Genomic DNA, 15,285 nt, shown 5'->3' with positions numbered 1-15,285 from the left:
GATGAAAACAGTGCCAATCTAGGCGCGCGACAACGCCCAGACTGGCCGTCTGGGCTAGGAGTGCAACGACGAGTGGCGCTGTTTTCACCCCATTCCCTTCGGGTTGCGGCCAAAAAGGCTATGCGCGGCGTTGCGAACCCTTGCCGGGGACCAACCCCGGCTGCGTTTCGCGCCTTGCGCATAGCCTTTTTGATCCGCAACGCATCTTGCAAAAATAGTGTGTACAGGCCCTAGCTACAACTGCGCAACACACGGCCGGCCAGGGCCGTTTTGAGGTCGGCCAGCCGACTGCGGATCTCCGTTGTGACCGCCGGCAGCCGGAGTTGGTTCTGGTTGCCTTCCTGGCGCTCCTGGACCACTTTGGCGGTGCGTATGCCGCGCAATGACAGTTTGGCCAGTTCGGCCGTCGCCTCGGCCTGGGTGTCAAAACCGCCCAGCGACAGCCCCAGCTCCAGGTCCGGGTTGTTCAGGCTTTGGGGGACCAAGCGCATCGCCGCCAGTTCGCCCTTCTTTTTGGTCACTTGCTCGGCATTGGCGAACTTGCCCATGTACACAATCCAGCGCGCCGACACCGCGACCGTGTCGATCTGCCAGCTACCGGGCGCCAGGGTCGTTTCCAGCGCCTGGCGCAGGGTGGCGGCCTGGGCGTCGTCAAACGGTTCGGCCAACAGGCATTCCTTGGGCGCCTGGTCGGCCTGGGCCTGGGCATCGACCCGTTTGGCTTCGACCGACGTCAACATCTGGATTGCCTCTGGCCGGATCTGCTGGTCCATGCGCTGGGGCTCGCGCTGCTGTGCCGGGGCAAAGCCATAGGCCCGCAGATACCCTTCGCTCCACGCAAAGTAGAGGCCGTTGGCCAGGATCAGTGTCAACACAAACAATCGCAACATGGCTTCAGGGCTGGTTGGCGGGTGGGTGTGGCACCGGGCGCACACTGACCTCCGCACTGGTGATTTTTTTCAACCCATCCTGCGTATGCAGCAGCAGCGCACCGGCAGCATCCACACCGCGGGCCATGCCACCAACCCCATCGCTGCACACCACCTCGCGGCCATACAGCAGGTCCCGCGCATGGAAGGCCGTGCGCAGCGGAGCAAACCCCTGGGTCTCAAACTGCCGAACGGCCAGTACCAGAGGGGCAGCCACGCGGGCCAGGGCGGCCGGTGCATCGGTACCGGGCAGCAACTCCGACAGGGCCGCTGGCACGGTGCTCAGCCCCTGGCCGTCGCGTGGCAGGATGTTGATGCCCACACCTATCACGGCATACCGCAGCTCGCCCACACTGGCGGTTTCGATCAGGATGCCGGCCAGTTTGCGGTCTTGCAGCCACACATCGTTGGGCCATTTGAGCTTCAAATCGGGGTGCAGTCTTTCCACAACCGACAAACCCACCGCCAGGGACAGGCCAGACCAGTCCACAGGCGCCAGCGGCAGGCCCAGAGAAAACGTCAAGGAGGGCAGGGCACCGCCAGTCTGTGCACCAACATCCCCACCACTGGCCCAGGAACGCCCCAGGCGCCCGCGCCCGGCGCTCTGGCGCTCGGCCACCAGCAGCACGGGCTCCAGTTGGCCGGCACGGGCACGGCGCATCAGCTCGGTGTTGGTCGAATCTATCTCGGGCAGGATTTCTACCGAAAACGCCGGCAGCGACGGAGACACCGCCTCCCAGATGGCTTCTGCCTGCCACTGGACCGTCGTTGCACCCATGCCCTTCATGCGGCTACCTAGCGACGGCCACGCTTGGGCGCCAGCAGCGTACCGCGGCAATTGGCAGAGCCGCACCAGCAGGGGTGTTCGGCCTTGAGCTTCTTGGTGTACCGCTCGTCCAGGATCAGGCCGTAGTCGTAAAACAACTCTTCGCCGGGCGCAATGTCGCGCAGCGCCTTGATGAAGACACGGCCATCGACCTCGTCGGCTTCGCAGTTTCCATCACACGAGTGGTTGATCCAGCGGGACGAGTTGCCGCCGACCTTGGCGTCAATGACATGCGTTTCGTCGATGTGGAAGTAAAACGTGTGGTTGGGGTCCTTGGGATCGTGCGGGTGGCGTGCCTGGGCTTCAGCCCAGGTGATGATTTCACCCACGTATTCGATGATGGTTTCACCCTCACCGATATCCTGCAATGCGAATACACCCTTGCCGTGTACACCGGAGCGCCGGGTCTGGATGCGGCGGTTGTCGCCTTGGGGCATGGTCTTGCTCACTGGTTTTGTCTTCACGTGTGCTCTCTTTTCTGCACGTCAGGAACGGGACCCAAAAAATTTGGTATGGTGGATCGTATGGGCGCGCATGTGTGCGCCTGCGTGTGTGTGCGCCTGCGCGCACGCGAGAACTGGATTGTAGTCAGATGAAAACATTAGTTATTGCCGAAAAGCCGTCCGTCGCCCAAGACATCGTGCGGGCGCTCACGCCCACCGCCGGCAAGTTCGAGAAACACGACGAATATTTCGAGAGCGACACCTATGTCGTCTCCAGCGCCGTGGGCCACCTGGTGGAGATCCAGGCGCCCGAAGAATTTGACGTCAAACGCGGCAAATGGAGCTTTGCCAACCTGCCGGTGATCCCGCCGCACTTTGACCTGAAACCGGTGGACAAGACCAAGACCCGCCTGAACGCCGTCGTCAAACTGGCCAAACGCAAGGATGTGGACAAACTCATCAACGCCTGTGATGCGGGCCGCGAAGGGGAGTTGATCTTCCGCCTGATCGAACAATACGCCGGTGGCGCCAAGCCGCTGGGCAAGCCGGTCAGCCGCCTGTGGCTGCAGTCCATGACGCCCCAGGCCATACGCGACGGCTTTGGCGCCCTGCGCACCGACAAACAGATGCAACCCCTGGCCGATGCGGCCCGCTGCCGCTCTGAGGCCGACTGGCTGGTCGGCATCAACGGCACCCGCGCCATGACGGCGTTCAATTCGCGCGACGGCGGTTTCTTCCTGACCACGGTGGGCCGGGTGCAGACGCCAACCCTGTCGGTGGTGGTGGAGCGTGAAGAACAGATCCGCAAGTTCATCAGCCGCGACTACTGGGAAATCCACGCATCCTTTGGCGCCCAAGCCGGTGAATACCCCGCCAAGTGGTTCAACCCCGCACACAAGAAAGACGCCGACGACGCCGAGAAAAAGGCCGACCGCGTCTGGACCCAGCGCGAGGCACAGGCCATTGCCGACGCCGTGCGCGGCCAGCAGGCCACCGTCACTGAAGAAAGCAAACCCACGACGCAGGCATCGCCCCTGCTGTTCGATTTAACGTCTTTGCAGCGCGAGGCCAACGGCAAGTTTGGTTACTCCGCCAAGACCACGCTGTCCATCGCCCAAAGCCTGTACGAGCGCCACAAGGCCCTGACCTACCCGCGTACCGATTCGCGCAACCTGCCCGAAGACTATGTGCCCGTGGTCAAACAAACGCTGGAGATGATTGCCGACAGTGGCATGAAACACCTGGCACCCTTTGCGGCCCAGGCGGTCAAGGGTGCATATGTCAAACCCACCAAACGTGTGTTTGACAACGCCAAGGTATCAGATCACTTTGCCATCATCCCCACGCTGCAGGCACCCTCAGGCCTGAGCGAGGCCGAGCAGAAGATTTATGACCTGGTGGTGCGCCGCTTCATGGCAATCTTCTTTCCCAGCGCCGAATACCAGGTCACGACCCGTATCACCACCGCCGCCAGCCACAACTTCAAAACCGAAGGCAAGGTGCTGGTCAAGCCGGGTTGGCTGGCGATTTACGGCAAGGAAGCCGCTGACGAAGTGGCCGACGCCAAGGACGGCGACAAGGGCCAGAGCCTGGTGCCGGTGCAACCCGGCGAAAAGGTCCAAACCGAAACCGTGGACCCCAAAGGCCTGAAAACCCGCCCTCCGGCACGTTATTCGGAAGCCACGCTGCTGGGTGCCATGGAAGGCGCCGGCAAGACGGTCGAAGACGACGAGCTGCGCGAAGCCATGCAAGAGAAGGGCCTAGGCACGCCCGCCACCCGCTCCAGCATCATTGAAGGCTTGATCGCCGAGAAATACATGCTGCGCGAAGGCCGCGAGCTGATCCCCACCGCCAAGGCCTTCCAGCTGATGACACTGTTGCGTGGCCTGGATGTGCAGGAGCTGACCAAGGCCGAGTTGACTGGCGAGTGGGAATACAAGCTGGCCCAGATGGAGCAGGGCAAGATGAGCCGCGAGAACTTCATGGCCGAGATTGCGTCCATGACCGAACGCATGGTCAAGAAAGCCAAGGAATACGACCGCGACACCATCCCCGGCGACTACGCCACACTGGCCGCGCCCTGCCCCAACTGCGGCGGCATCGTCAAGGAAAACTACCGTCGCTACACCTGCACGGGCAAGACTGGCACCGAGGACGGCTGCGGCTTCTCATTCGGCAAGTCACCCGCCGGGCGCACCTTTGAGGTGGCCGAGGTGGAGCAGTTCTTGCGCGACCGCAAGATCGGCCCGCTGGACGGCTTCCGCTCCAAGGCCGGCTGGCCCTTTGTGGCCGAGATGGTCATCAAGTTCGACGACGAGACCAAGAACTACAAGCTCGAATTTGACTTTGGCGACGATAAGAAGGGCGAAGAGAGCGGCGAGATCATCGACTTCTCGGGCCAGGAATCGCTGGGCAAATGCCCCAAGTGCGGCGGCTCCGTTTTTGAGCACGGCAAGAACTACGTCTGCGAGAAGTCCGTACCCACCAACGACCAGCCCACGCCCAGCTGCGACTTCAAAACCGGCCAGATCATCCTGCAGCAGCCCATCGAGCGCATACAAATGGTCAAACTGCTGGAGACCGGCAAGACCGATCTGCTGGATAAGTTTGTATCCATGCGCACCCGCCGCGCCTTCAAGGCGATGCTGGCCTGGGATGCCGACGCGGGCAAGGTGAATTTTGAATTTGCACCCAGCAAATTCCCGCCGCGCAAGATGGCCGCTAGCAAAATCGTAGCAGCTAAAGCAGCAAAGACGGGGGCTACAGCCAAAAAAGCCCCTGTAAAGAAAGCTGCTGGTGCCAAATCTGCGACCAAGGCAGACGCCAAGCCCAAAGCCCCGCGCAAGACCACAGCTGCCAGCGGCAAGCTGCCCAGCGCCGAGTTGGCCGCCGTGATTGGCAGCGACCCGGTGGCCCGCACCGAGGTCGTCAAGAAGCTGTGGGACTACATCAAGGCCAACGGCCTGCAGGACGCGGCCAACAAACGCGCTATCAATGCGGATGCCAAACTGCTACTGGTGTTTGGCAAGCCGCAGGTGACGATGTTTGAGCTGGCGGGAATTGTCGGCAAGCACCTCAGCTAAACACAGCTCAATGCGTGGATGACGGTGGCGCGGCCTCCTGCGCCGCTGTCCACAGATGTTGGGCGATATGGGTGCTGAGCTTGGTGATCGCCTGCTCGATCAGATCCGGGTGCAGCTCATGGCCGACAAAGGGCACAACTTCTGCCGTGATGTCACAACCCATATCGCGCAAATGGTGGGCGGCTTCCACGCTGTGGCGGTAGTGCGTCAACTGGTCCAGTTTTCCGTGCAGGAAGTGGGTGGTGGTGACGGCGGTCGGGTCTTCGGGCAGCGTCGTGAAACGTCCACCCATGGACACCACACGGCTGGCCAGCATGGGATGTATCTTGCTCAGCTCCAGCACCATTTCTGCGCCCTGCGCGACACCGATCAAGGCCGTGGCAGCAGGTGATACACCACTGCGTTCCTGCCAGTCGCGCACGGCGGTCTGCAACGCTGGCAAGGCCTGCGCCACGCGTGCGGAGCGGTTGTCTTCGGTTACACCATCCGTGGAAAACCAATCAAAACCCTGGGGTGTGGCGGCCGGTGCATCCGCCTGCAGCGACACGATAGTGGCACGGGGAAAGGTCTCGCACAAGCGCTCACCCAGAGGCAGCAGCGACGCCGCATCGGCCCCGGCGGCATGGCACAACAGAATCAACTGCGCCGACGGGTCGGCAGGCTCCTGGATGACGAGGGACAGATCGGGCATGGCAAAGGGCTCAACTACGGGTTATCGGCGGGAGATTGTCCGTCAATGTAATACCAGCGGGCCTGTTCGCGCACAAAACGACTCAGCTCGTGCATGCGTTCGGCGCGGCCGCTAACCTTGCAGCGGGCCACAAATTCCACAACACCGGCATCCCCGCTTTCCTCGGCATGGCGCACCTCCAGCCCCAGCCATTTGATGGGCTGCAGCTCCAGATCACCCGGCGCCGTGGATGGGTGCCAGGTGGCTATCAAATAGTCGATCAGACCCAGCACATAGGCGCTGTAGCGTGAGCGCATCAGGGCTTCGGGCGTAGGGGCAAATACGCCGGCCGCCAGGCCTTTGTGCCATTGGCCGCAACAGTCGGCCAGATCCAGTCCGCTGCCACAGGGGCATTCAATTTTTTTCACAACAACATCGCTCATCGGGTGCAAAGGGGTGCCAACTGTACGACAAGCCTGGATGTAAAGCAGCGACAATCTGGGCCAAATCAGGCGCCTCATGCCGTCTGCGCCATCCCGCCGCCACGTCTTTCCCCCTGTCATGCATCACACCATTTTTGACACGCCGGTTGTCAACACCCTGCTGCGCGCGTTGTCCGTCGCCTTCCTCAAACTCACCGGATGGAAAGTGGAGGGCGCCTTGCCCTCCAATGGCCAGAAAAGCGTGCTGATCGCCGCGCCACACACCAGCAACTGGGACCTGCCCTACACGCTGATGGTGGCCTTTGCGCTACGGCTCAACATCTACTGGATGGGCAAACGCCAGCTGTTCCGCTTTCCGTTCCGAGGAATCATGATGTGGCTGGGCGGTATACCGGTGACCCGCGAAACGTCCAACAACCTGGTGGCCGCTTCAGTGGCTGCCATCCAGGCGGCCGACGGCCCGCTGCAGCTCATCGTGCCGCCCGAGGGCACACGCAACCACAACCGCTACTGGAAGACCGGTTTCTATTACATCGCCGTGGGTGCCCAGGTGCCCATCGTGATGGCGTACATGGACTACGAGCGCAAGATCAGCGGGCTAGGGCCGGTGTTCCAGCCCACGGGAGACATCGAAGCCGATATGCGGGCCATCAAGGCCTTTTACGCACCCTTCAAGGGCAAAAACGCGGACCAGTTTCACGCGGGGTAGCCTACAACACGCCTTGGCTAACGGGCCAGGCGCAACATATGGTCGGCCAGTGCACGGACGGTGTCTCGGTCGTCGAACAGTGGAGCCTTGCGGTCCGCCAGTTGCCTTCTGGCCTGGGCTCTGGCCGCACCGTCCGAAGCCATGCGCACCACCAGCGCAATGAACTGCTCGGTGGTGGTTGCCACCCATTCGTCCATGCCCATCTGGCGCAAGGCGGCGCTGGCAAAACGGCCACGCATGAATTCCCCCTCAAAAGCCACGATAGGGGCCGCGCGCTCCACGGCCTGCATGACCGTGTTGAAGCCGGAGAAGCCGATGCTGTCCAAGTACACGTCGGCGCGGTCCAGAAACGCAAAGAAGCCCGCCTGCGGCTGCCACGGCACGATGGCGACGCAAGCGTCGAAATCCAGCGCAACTGCCTGGAAGGCGGCACGCAGGCGCTGTTCCAGCAAGCGGGTCAGCGGCTGCGATTCCTTGCCGAAGAACACCAGTTTGCAAGGCTGGCAGCGGCGGGCGATTTCGACCAGCACGGCATCATGCTGTGGAGCGTATTTGAACGGTGTGCCCGGGCACAGTAGAAGCTTGTCGCTGGGCTGAATGCCCCAGGCTGCAAAATCCACGTGGCTCGGGGCGGTGCCGAACGCCTTGTAGCAGCAACCCAGGCGCGGTAGTGGCAACAGGGCTTCGCGGTAATGGCTGGCCGCTGCGGATGGCTCGAAAGCTTCGGCGCTGATATAGCCATCGATCGTCGGCAAGCCGGTGGTCATGGGGTGGCCCCAGGCAGCCAACTGCACGCGCGCCAGGCGCAAGGCGGACAGCCGCACCGTGGTCGCATCCATGCCGATTTCGGGGTAGATGAGGATGTCCAATTGCGCGTCCGACAGGGCCTTGGCCCAGGCCGTCCAGGGACCCAGGCCGTGGTGCAGCGTGTGGACCCGGCGCGCGGCCCATTCGGTTTCGGCGTCGCGCCCGGTCCCGGTGTGGAATATCTGCAATTCGAATACCGCTGGGTCCAGGTGTTCGACCCAGCCGCGCAGCAGCGCGTGCCACACCGAATGGCCGTGCACATGGGCCGACACGATGCCCACGCGGCATTTGCCGGCGTGCGCTACCACTGGCTGAGGCACGCCAACCTTGCCGGCCCACGTGGACATCAGCCTGGCGCAAAGGTCGCCATACTGCGCCAACACTGCGGTGTGGTTCGCCTCGATGTAGGCGAGGAAGTATGGTTGCTGCGCGCCTACGGCCAGATACGCGTGTGCCCCATACGTCCCGAGCAACTTGGTTTTCAGTTTCTCCAGTTCACTGGCAAAGGCCTGAGGCGCCAGCGCTTGTTCGGCCTCGTCTCGTGCAATGACAGGCAACTGGGCCATCACATGGCCCCAACGTGCCTGCACATAGGCCGGGTTCAGGTGCACGGCGGCCTGGTAGGCCTTGCGGGCGCCGACAACATCGCCAGAACCGGTCAGCGCGTTGCCCAGCCAATACTGGGCTTCTGCATGTTTGGGCGAAAACTTCAGAAGGCGCTGCAACAGATCGGCAGCATCCGGCCACTGTCCCTGGTCAATGCGCATCATCGCCAGGTTGAAGCAGGCTGGTGCCAGATCCGGCTTCAGTTGTAGGGCCAATGACAGGCAGTGGTCCGCCTCGGGCAGGCGGCCCGCGTCCTTCATCAGGCTGCCCAGGTTGCAGTAGGCCTCGGCGAATGCGGGGTGGATGGCCAGGGCCTGGCGGTAGTGCTGCTCGGCAGCGGCTACGTCATTTCGCTCGCGCCACTGATTGCCCTGCGTAAACGCGTCCTGGGCCAGGACCTTGTCTTTGGCCGATATCTGGACCGCCAGCTGCTGCAGAGCGGCCAGATCGATACCGGCCGGTTGCGACTGCACCCCACGGCGCCACGACCGCAACCACTCAAACATTATGTGGCGTCAGTCGTTTACTTGGCGACAACGCGTACCATTTCAAGGCACTTGTTGGAGTAGCCCCACTCGTTGTCGTACCAGCTTACCAGTTTGACGAAAGTACCGTCCAGCGCAATGCTGGCGTCGGCGTCAAACACGCTGGTGCATGTCTCGCCGCGGAAGTCGGTGGCGACGACCTTGTCTTCGGTGTAGCCCAACACACCCTTGAGCGCACCTTGGGACTGGGCCTTCATTTCGGCGCAGATCTCCGCCAGCGTGGCGGGGCTGTTCAGTTCGCACGTCAGATCGACCACGGACACATCGCTGGTGGGCACGCGGAAGGACATGCCGGTCAGCTTCTTGTTCAGCTCAGGAATCACCACACCCACAGCCTTGGCAGCACCCGTGCTGGAGGGGATGATGTTTTCCAGAATGCCGCGGCCGCCGCGCCAGTCTTTGTTGCTGGGGCCGTCGACGGTCTTTTGCGTGGCGGTGGCTGCGTGCACCGTGGTCATCAGGCCGCGCTTGATGCCCCACTTGTCGTGCACAACCTTGGCCAGGGGTGCCAGGCAGTTGGTGGTGCAGGATGCGTTGGAGATGATGGCCTCACCCTTGTAGGTGGTGTGGTTCACACCAAACACAAACATGGGGGTGTCGTCCTTGGAGGGAGCCGACAGGATAACCTTCTTGGCGCCGGCATCGATGTGCTTTTGCGCAGTGACCTTGTCCAGGAACAGGCCGGTGGATTCGATGACCACGTCTGCGCCCACTTCGTTCCACTTCAGGGCCGCGGGATCACGCTCTTGTGTCAGGCGAATCTTCTTGCCGTTGATGATCAGGGTGTTGCCGTCCACGCTGACGGTGCCCTTGAAGCGGCCGTGCACCGAGTCGTACTGCAGCATATAGGCCAGATAGTCTGGCTCCAGCAGGTCGTTGATACCAACGACTTCGATGTCGCTGAAGTTTTGCAGGGCCGAGCGCAACACGTTGCGTCCGATGCGGCCAAAGCCGTTGATACCGATCTTGATAGTCATTTGCTTCTTTCGTAAATAAAAAAACGGAAACCTAACCTAAGCTCAACCAAACCAGGGCTTTGGCGTGGGGTGCCCCAGGCCAAACGCCTTTTTATGCTTTGCGCTGCAACACCGATTGCACGGTATCCGCCACATTCTCAGCCGTGAAGCCAAAGTGCTTGAACAGCACCGGCGCGGGAGCCGACTCACCAAAGGTGTCTAGGCCGACAACGGCAGACACGCCGTACTTCCACCAGCCGTCGGTGGAACCCATTTCGACCGCCACACGGGGCAGGCCTGCGGGCAGCACTTCCAGCTTGTAAGCCGCGCTTTGGGTGTCGAATGTGGTGTTGGATGGCATGGAAACCACGCGCACGGCGATCTTGCGTTCGGCCAAAACCTTTTGTGCATGCAGGGCCAGTTGCACTTCGGAACCAGTGGCGATGATGACTGCCTGGGCCTTCTTCTTCATACCCACTTCGGTGGGTTCGGCCAACACGTAGGCACCCTTGCTGATGGCGTCGATGCCGCTGGCATCGGGTGCCACAGCGGAGTCACCCTTGGGCGCGTAGCTGATGTTCTGGCGGGAGAGCAGCAGCGCGGTGGGCTTGCTCTTGTTTTGCAAGGCCACGGTCCAGGCGACGGCCGTCTCGGCGGTATCGCCCGGGCGCCACACATCCAGATTCGGGATCAGGCGCAGGGATGCTGCGTGCTCGACCGACTGGTGGGTCGGACCGTCTTCGCCCAGGCCGATGGAGTCGTGTGTGAACACATGGATCACGCGCTGCTTCATCAGCGCAGCCATGCGGATCGCGTTGCGGCTGTAGTCGCTGAAGGTCAAGAAGGTGCCACCGTAAGGGATAAAGCCACCGTGCAGGGCCACGCCGTTCATGATGGCGGCCATGCCGAATTCGCGCACGCCGTAGTTGATGTGGCGGCCGCCTTGGCCGGCTTCGTTCTTGACGACAGCGCCAGTCAGCGCATCAAAGCGCAGATTGGGGGTGGACTTGGTGTTGGTCAGGTTGGAGCCTGTCAAATCGGCACTGCCACCCAGCAACTCGGGCAGGGCGGCGGTGAAGGCTTCCAGTGCCAGTTGTGAAGCCTTGCGTGATGCAACCGTCTCGGCCTTTTGGTGGGCGGCGATCACGGTATCGACCGCGGTCTGCACAAAATTCTTGGGCAGGTCACCCTTCATGCGGCGCACCAGTTCCTTGGCCAGGTCAGGGAAGGCGGTCTGGTAGGCGGCGAACTTATCCTTCCAGGCCTGCTCAGCAGCCTTACCGGCTTCTTTGGCGTCCCAATCGGCATACACCTCTTTGGGCACCACAAAGGGTGCGTGGCTCCAGCCAATGGATTCGCGGGTGAGCTTGATTTCTTCGGCGCCCAGCGGTTCGCCGTGTGCCTTGGCGGTGTTGGCGCGGTTGGGGCTGCCCTTGCCGATGTGGGTCTTGCAAATGACCAGTGTGGGGCGGTCATTGGTCTTTTTGGCTTCGGCAATGGCGGTGGACACGGCGGTGACGTCATGGCCGTCGATGGGGCCGATCACGTTCCAGCCATAGGCGACAAAACGCTGGGCGGTGTTGTCGATGAACCAGGGCGCAACCTGGCCGTCGATGGAGATGCCGTTGTCGTCGTACAGCGCAATCAGCTTGCCCAGCTTCCAGGCGCCCGCCAGTGCGGCGGCTTCGTGGCTGATGCCTTCCATCAGGCAGCCGTCGCCCATGAAGACATAGGTGTGGTGGTCGACAACGGTGTGCTCAACATCGCCGTCTTTGCGGTTGAATTCGCTGGCCAACAGCTTCTCGGCCAATGCCATGCCGACCGCATTGGTCAGGCCCTGACCCAGCGGGCCGGTGGTGGTTTCCACGCCGGGGGTGACGCCGACTTCAGGGTGGCCGGCGGTCTTGCTGTGCAGCTGGCGGAAGTTTTTCAGCTCGGCCATGGGCAGCTTGTAGCCAGTCAGGTGCAACAGCGCATAAATCAGCATGGAGCCGTGGCCGTTGGACAGCACAAAACGGTCGCGGTTCAACCAGTGGGGGTTGGTCGGGTTGTGGCTCAGGTGTTGGTCCCACAGTGCCACTGCCATGTCGGCCATGCCCATAGGGGCGCCGGGGTGGCCGGAATTGGCGGCCTGAACGGCGTCCATTGCGAGTGCACGGATGGCGTTGGCCATTTGCTGGGTGTTTTGGGTGGGGGCCATGGGCTGGGCGACTCCGGAGTAAGGTGGGGGCTGGGGAAAACCCGCTATTTTACTTTGCGGCGCTTGGCGCCCAAAATAATCTACAGTCGCGTCATCCATGCAAGGCCTTCACCTCACCGCTGATTTGACCCATTGCCAGTGTGAAAACACCTGGCTAACCGACGCCGCACGGCTGCTGGATCGCTGTGCGCAGGAAGTTGTGCAGGCCGGTCTGCAGCCGGTCAACCAGCTGGCCCACAGCTTCCCCGCTACCGCGCAAGGGCCAGGCGGCGTCACGGCCACGGTGCTGCTGGCCGAGTCCCACCTGTGTGTGCATACCTGGCCCGAACAAAAGGGTGTGACGGTGGATGTGTATGTGTGCAACTTTGGCGCGGACCATTCGGCCAAGGCGCAACAGCTGATGGATGCGCTGGTAGCGCTGTTTGCGCCCCAGCAGGCCCTGCGCCAGGCGTTGCAGCGGGGAGTGCAAGCTCCTGTCTGATGCTATCAATGCAATAGCTACATCACTATATTATTCGGGGGCTAGAGGCACTTTTGACCATAATCGACCTGGTAATGGCTGCAAACCAAAACCAGCTCATGGGCGCCCGTACATGGCGCGGGGTCCCAGGTCTTCACCCATGTGTTTGGCCAGTATTTTGCGCACCGTTCCGTCAGCCAGCATCTGTGTAACAAGGCGCTGCCAACCTTCGGCCTGTGCGGGCGTGAATGTTTTTTTGGATACCACCAGGCCGCTGGGAGTTGGCGGGTCGGGGTCCCAGTCCTGGATGCGTTTGGGCGGCTTCAGGTGCAGGATTCTGAAATAGTGCAGTGATAAGAACTGGGACGCAATGAAGATGTCATACCGCCCCGTGTCAAACATGCGGTACAGCATGATGGGGTCGTTGACGCTGTAGAAGCGTTTGGCGTCGATCAGGGTCTGTACGTGGCGGTCGTAGTTGGGGCTGTAGCTGTAAGAGCGCACACCGCCCACGGTGAGATTCGGGTCAGCAATAAAGTCCGCCATGGACTTGACGCTGGCAGGCACCTTGGGCCCGATGTGGACGTGGTTGTCTTCCACCACGTAGTGGGCAAACCATGCAAACTTATCCCGCGCAGGCGTTTGAATGCCTGAGCCTGCCATATCCACCGTGCCGCGTTCCAGTTCGATCCATATGCGCGCCCGGGGAAGCAGGCTGGTCTCAAACTTGCAGCCACTGCGTTTGGCCAGTTCCTTCTGCACATCGTCGTCAATGCCGCCATACCCCTCGCTGTACAGCAATCCAAACTCATAGTGTGCAAAGCTGATGGGGCGGTCCGGGCACAGCGACACCGCGTGCGCTGCGCCAGCCCATGCGCCGCCCAGCACCAAGACCATACTGACGCAAATTCTGAGGCTCATTCTGTTGTGCACCACGGGCGGGGAGGATTGAACCCGTCTTGTAGCAGCTTGTGCCGGCACTGTCCATGCGCCGGCACGCTTGGCGTCGGAATGACTACTGCGCCAGCGCGTCGTGCAAGGCCACAAATTCCTGGGTCAGCGTGTGGCTGGGGTCCAGAAAAATCATGGGCATGGACTGTTCGTGCGACTCGCGGATGCGCACGGACGAGCGCAAGTAGGGCTGCAACACGGGCAGGCCTTCGTCTATCAACTCCTGTACCATGCGCTGGGGCAGGTTGGCGCGGGCCTGGAATTGGTTGACGATGATGCCTTCGACCTCCAGTTCCGAGTTGTGGTCCGCCTTGATTTCTGCCACGTTTTCCAACAGCGTGTACAGCGCGCGGCGTGAAAAATCGTCGCAGTCAAACGGGATCAGGCAACCCTGGGCGGCGATCAGAGCGCAGCGGGTGTAGAAGTTCAGTGCTGGTGGTGTGTCGATGAAGATCTGGTCGTAGTCTTCGGCCAGCAGTTCCAGCGCGTCGCGCAGCTTGTAGATCTTGTGGCGCGATTCCAGCTTGCTATGTAACTCGTCCAAGAGCGGGCTGGACGGCATAAGGTCCAGGCCCTCCCACTGGGTGTTGACGATGTATTCGCTGGCGCCCTTGTCTCGGATCGTGAACTTCAGGCTTTGCTCAAAAAACTCGGCCACGTTGGGCAGGTCTTCGGGCATATCCGCACCCAGCAGGTAGCGGGTGGAGTTGCCCTGGGAGTCCAGGTCGATCACCAGGGTGCGTTTGCCCTGCCAGGCACTGATGGCGGCCAGGTTGCAGGTGATGGTGGACTTGCCAACGCCCCCTTTTTGGTTAAAAACGACGTGCTGCATGGGTGGGTGCCTTGGTGGATAGAAGAAGAATGGGGGCCAAGCAAGAGGGATGCCCGGGGCCGCAAGTTTAGCGGCCGAACATTGCCAAACTGCCTGGTTTTTATGCCGCTACCAGTGCGTTGTAGGCCTGCAGGGTAGCCGGTGCAACCGATTCCAGCACCTTTTCATAGGGTGTCTGGTGGCGCAGCACTAGCCGGGTGGAGGCCACCGTCTTGGATTTGCAAAACCAGTGGCAGCTGTGCTGCATCAAAAACAGCTCGGCCAGCAGGGTGAACGCCTTGTCTTTGGGACTGATGGACTGCTGCCCGTCGCGCTCGATCACGCGGCAAATGCCTTGGGCGTGTACCGCCAGCGCCTGGCGAAAGTCAAATGTGGTGCCCGGCAGCCAACGGCGGGTGTAAAAAATCGACAGGGGCAGCTTGCTGGCGCGGGTGGTTTCGGCATCCAACCGGGAAAAGTCGGCCACAAAACGGCGAAATTGTTCGGCCAATGCGGTCTCGGTGGTGGTCAACATGCTCCAGATCTGCTGTTGGCGCTCGGGGTTGGGCTCGCCCAGTGCGCGCATATAACCCTCGGTCAGGGTCTCCATCAGCTTTTCGATCTGGTATTGGCCCAGATGGGTGCCCAGCAACAGGATGCGGCGGTGCTCGTCACGGCGCTGGAAGTAATACGCCACTATCGCGGCAAGTATCGAGAGGGTGAGGAAATCCATGGCCAATTCTAGGTTCCCACAACGACAAATCCCGCCTCGTGGGCGGGATTGCATCTGGCACTGCGGGGTTACCGCTGGCCAGCCCCGGGGTCAACCCGGTGTGTGCGTGTTAG

General features: G+C 61.6%; 14 protein-coding genes. 3 read left to right on the top strand and 11 right to left on the bottom strand.

Annotation, left to right across the window (positions count from 1 at the left end):
- Positions 1-230: 230 nt before the first annotated feature.
- From HZ993_RS15645 to HZ993_RS15635, 3 genes are read right to left on the bottom strand one after another with little or no spacing between them, the layout of a single operon-like run.
- Positions 231-890 (bottom strand): SPOR domain-containing protein, encoded by a 660-nt coding sequence (locus HZ993_RS15645; RefSeq protein WP_209393676.1) that lies wholly within the window; start codon positions 888-890, stop codon positions 231-233.
- 4 nt (positions 891-894) lie between these two features.
- Positions 895-1,707 (bottom strand): biotin--[acetyl-CoA-carboxylase] ligase, encoded by an 813-nt coding sequence (locus HZ993_RS15640; RefSeq protein ID WP_209398523.1) that lies wholly within the window; start codon positions 1,705-1,707, stop codon positions 895-897.
- Between the two features lie 17 nt (positions 1,708-1,724).
- Positions 1,725-2,219: an SET domain-containing protein gene (locus tag HZ993_RS15635; protein WP_245213652.1), complete on the bottom strand. Its 495-nt coding sequence runs from the start codon at positions 2,217-2,219 to the stop codon at positions 1,725-1,727.
- Between the two features lie 128 nt (positions 2,220-2,347).
- Between HZ993_RS15635 and HZ993_RS15630 the strand changes: the two genes are divergently transcribed.
- On the top strand, positions 2,348-5,281 hold the full coding sequence (locus HZ993_RS15630) for a DNA topoisomerase III (RefSeq protein WP_209393675.1): 2,934 nt from the start codon (positions 2,348-2,350) through the stop codon (positions 5,279-5,281).
- A gap of 7 nt (positions 5,282-5,288) precedes the next feature.
- Here HZ993_RS15630 and ypfH read toward each other — a convergent pair whose 3' ends face one another.
- Together ypfH and HZ993_RS15620 are read right to left on the bottom strand one after the other, a co-directional pair.
- Positions 5,289-5,972, bottom strand: a complete 684-nt coding sequence (gene ypfH / locus HZ993_RS15625) for an esterase (RefSeq protein ID WP_209393674.1) — start codon at positions 5,970-5,972, stop codon at positions 5,289-5,291.
- A 14-nt stretch (positions 5,973-5,986) separates the two neighbouring features.
- A complete protein-coding gene (locus HZ993_RS15620; protein WP_209393673.1) occupies positions 5,987-6,394 on the bottom strand; it encodes a YchJ family protein in 408 nt (135 codons plus the stop codon).
- A 118-nt stretch (positions 6,395-6,512) separates the two neighbouring features.
- On the opposite strand from HZ993_RS15620, the gene HZ993_RS15615 reads away from it, so the two are divergent.
- Complete coding sequence (locus HZ993_RS15615; protein ID WP_209393672.1) at positions 6,513-7,103, top strand: lysophospholipid acyltransferase family protein; 591 nt, start codon at positions 6,513-6,515, stop codon at positions 7,101-7,103.
- A gap of 17 nt (positions 7,104-7,120) precedes the next feature.
- Here the strand turns inward: HZ993_RS15615 and HZ993_RS15610 are convergent, their stop codons facing one another.
- From HZ993_RS15610 to tkt, 3 genes are all read right to left on the bottom strand, one after another.
- Positions 7,121-9,022, bottom strand: a complete 1,902-nt coding sequence (locus tag HZ993_RS15610; protein WP_209393671.1) for a tetratricopeptide repeat protein — start codon at positions 9,020-9,022, stop codon at positions 7,121-7,123.
- A 17-nt stretch (positions 9,023-9,039) separates the two neighbouring features.
- Complete coding sequence (gene gap / locus HZ993_RS15605; protein WP_209393670.1) at positions 9,040-10,038, bottom strand: type I glyceraldehyde-3-phosphate dehydrogenase; 999 nt, start codon at positions 10,036-10,038, stop codon at positions 9,040-9,042.
- 91 nt (positions 10,039-10,129) lie between these two features.
- Entirely contained in the window at positions 10,130-12,217 is a 2,088-nt protein-coding gene (gene tkt / locus HZ993_RS15600) for a transketolase (protein ID WP_209393669.1), read from the bottom strand.
- A 97-nt stretch (positions 12,218-12,314) separates the two neighbouring features.
- Here tkt and HZ993_RS15595 point away from each other — a divergent pair, with 97 nt between their 5' ends.
- Positions 12,315-12,698, top strand: coding sequence for an S-adenosylmethionine decarboxylase family protein (locus HZ993_RS15595; protein WP_209393668.1), 384 nt, complete (start codon positions 12,315-12,317; stop codon positions 12,696-12,698).
- 96 nt (positions 12,699-12,794) lie between these two features.
- Here the strand turns inward: HZ993_RS15595 and HZ993_RS15590 are convergent, their stop codons facing one another.
- From HZ993_RS15590 to HZ993_RS15580, 3 genes are all read right to left on the bottom strand, one after another.
- A complete protein-coding gene (locus HZ993_RS15590) occupies positions 12,795-13,598 on the bottom strand; it encodes an ABC transporter substrate-binding protein (RefSeq protein ID WP_209393667.1) in 804 nt (267 codons plus the stop codon).
- A 94-nt stretch (positions 13,599-13,692) separates the two neighbouring features.
- Positions 13,693-14,460 (bottom strand): ParA family protein, encoded by a 768-nt coding sequence (locus HZ993_RS15585; RefSeq protein WP_209393666.1) that lies wholly within the window; start codon positions 14,458-14,460, stop codon positions 13,693-13,695.
- Between the two features lie 100 nt (positions 14,461-14,560).
- A complete protein-coding gene (locus HZ993_RS15580) occupies positions 14,561-15,172 on the bottom strand; it encodes a hypothetical protein (protein ID WP_209393665.1) in 612 nt (203 codons plus the stop codon).
- Positions 15,173-15,285 lie beyond the last annotated feature (113 nt).

The sequence above is a fragment of the Rhodoferax sp. AJA081-3 genome (genome assembly GCF_017798165.1).
In the GTDB taxonomy this organism is placed as follows: domain Bacteria; phylum Pseudomonadota; class Gammaproteobacteria; order Burkholderiales; family Burkholderiaceae_C; genus Allorhodoferax.
The sequence above is the reverse complement of the archived record's forward strand: the minus strand, read 5'-3'. Positions and strand labels throughout refer to the sequence as shown.

What these genes read in the sequence shown, in the direction of transcription:
- gap (WP_209393670.1), bottom strand. Translation starts at nt 10,038, where the DNA reads ATGACTATCAAGATCGGTATCAACGGCTTTGGCCGCATCGGACGCAAC.
- HZ993_RS15580 (WP_209393665.1), bottom strand. Translation starts at nt 15,172, where the DNA reads ATGGATTTCCTCACCCTCTCGATACTTGCCGCGATAGTGGCGTATTAC.
- HZ993_RS15590 (WP_209393667.1), bottom strand. Translation starts at nt 13,598, where the DNA reads ATGAGCCTCAGAATTTGCGTCAGTATGGTCTTGGTGCTGGGCGGCGCA.
- HZ993_RS15595 (WP_209393668.1), top strand. Translation starts at nt 12,315, where the DNA reads ATGCAAGGCCTTCACCTCACCGCTGATTTGACCCATTGCCAGTGTGAA.
- HZ993_RS15645 (WP_209393676.1), bottom strand. Translation starts at nt 890, where the DNA reads ATGTTGCGATTGTTTGTGTTGACACTGATCCTGGCCAACGGCCTCTAC.
- HZ993_RS15620 (WP_209393673.1), bottom strand. Translation starts at nt 6,394, where the DNA reads ATGAGCGATGTTGTTGTGAAAAAAATTGAATGCCCCTGTGGCAGCGGA.
- HZ993_RS15610 (WP_209393671.1), bottom strand. Translation starts at nt 9,022, where the DNA reads ATGTTTGAGTGGTTGCGGTCGTGGCGCCGTGGGGTGCAGTCGCAACCG.
- HZ993_RS15615 (WP_209393672.1), top strand. Translation starts at nt 6,513, where the DNA reads ATGCATCACACCATTTTTGACACGCCGGTTGTCAACACCCTGCTGCGC.
- HZ993_RS15585 (WP_209393666.1), bottom strand. Translation starts at nt 14,460, where the DNA reads ATGCAGCACGTCGTTTTTAACCAAAAAGGGGGCGTTGGCAAGTCCACC.
- HZ993_RS15640 (WP_209398523.1), bottom strand. Translation starts at nt 1,707, where the DNA reads ATGGGTGCAACGACGGTCCAGTGGCAGGCAGAAGCCATCTGGGAGGCG.
- tkt (WP_209393669.1), bottom strand. Translation starts at nt 12,217, where the DNA reads ATGGCCCCCACCCAAAACACCCAGCAAATGGCCAACGCCATCCGTGCA.
- HZ993_RS15630 (WP_209393675.1), top strand. Translation starts at nt 2,348, where the DNA reads ATGAAAACATTAGTTATTGCCGAAAAGCCGTCCGTCGCCCAAGACATC.
- ypfH (WP_209393674.1), bottom strand. Translation starts at nt 5,972, where the DNA reads ATGCCCGATCTGTCCCTCGTCATCCAGGAGCCTGCCGACCCGTCGGCG.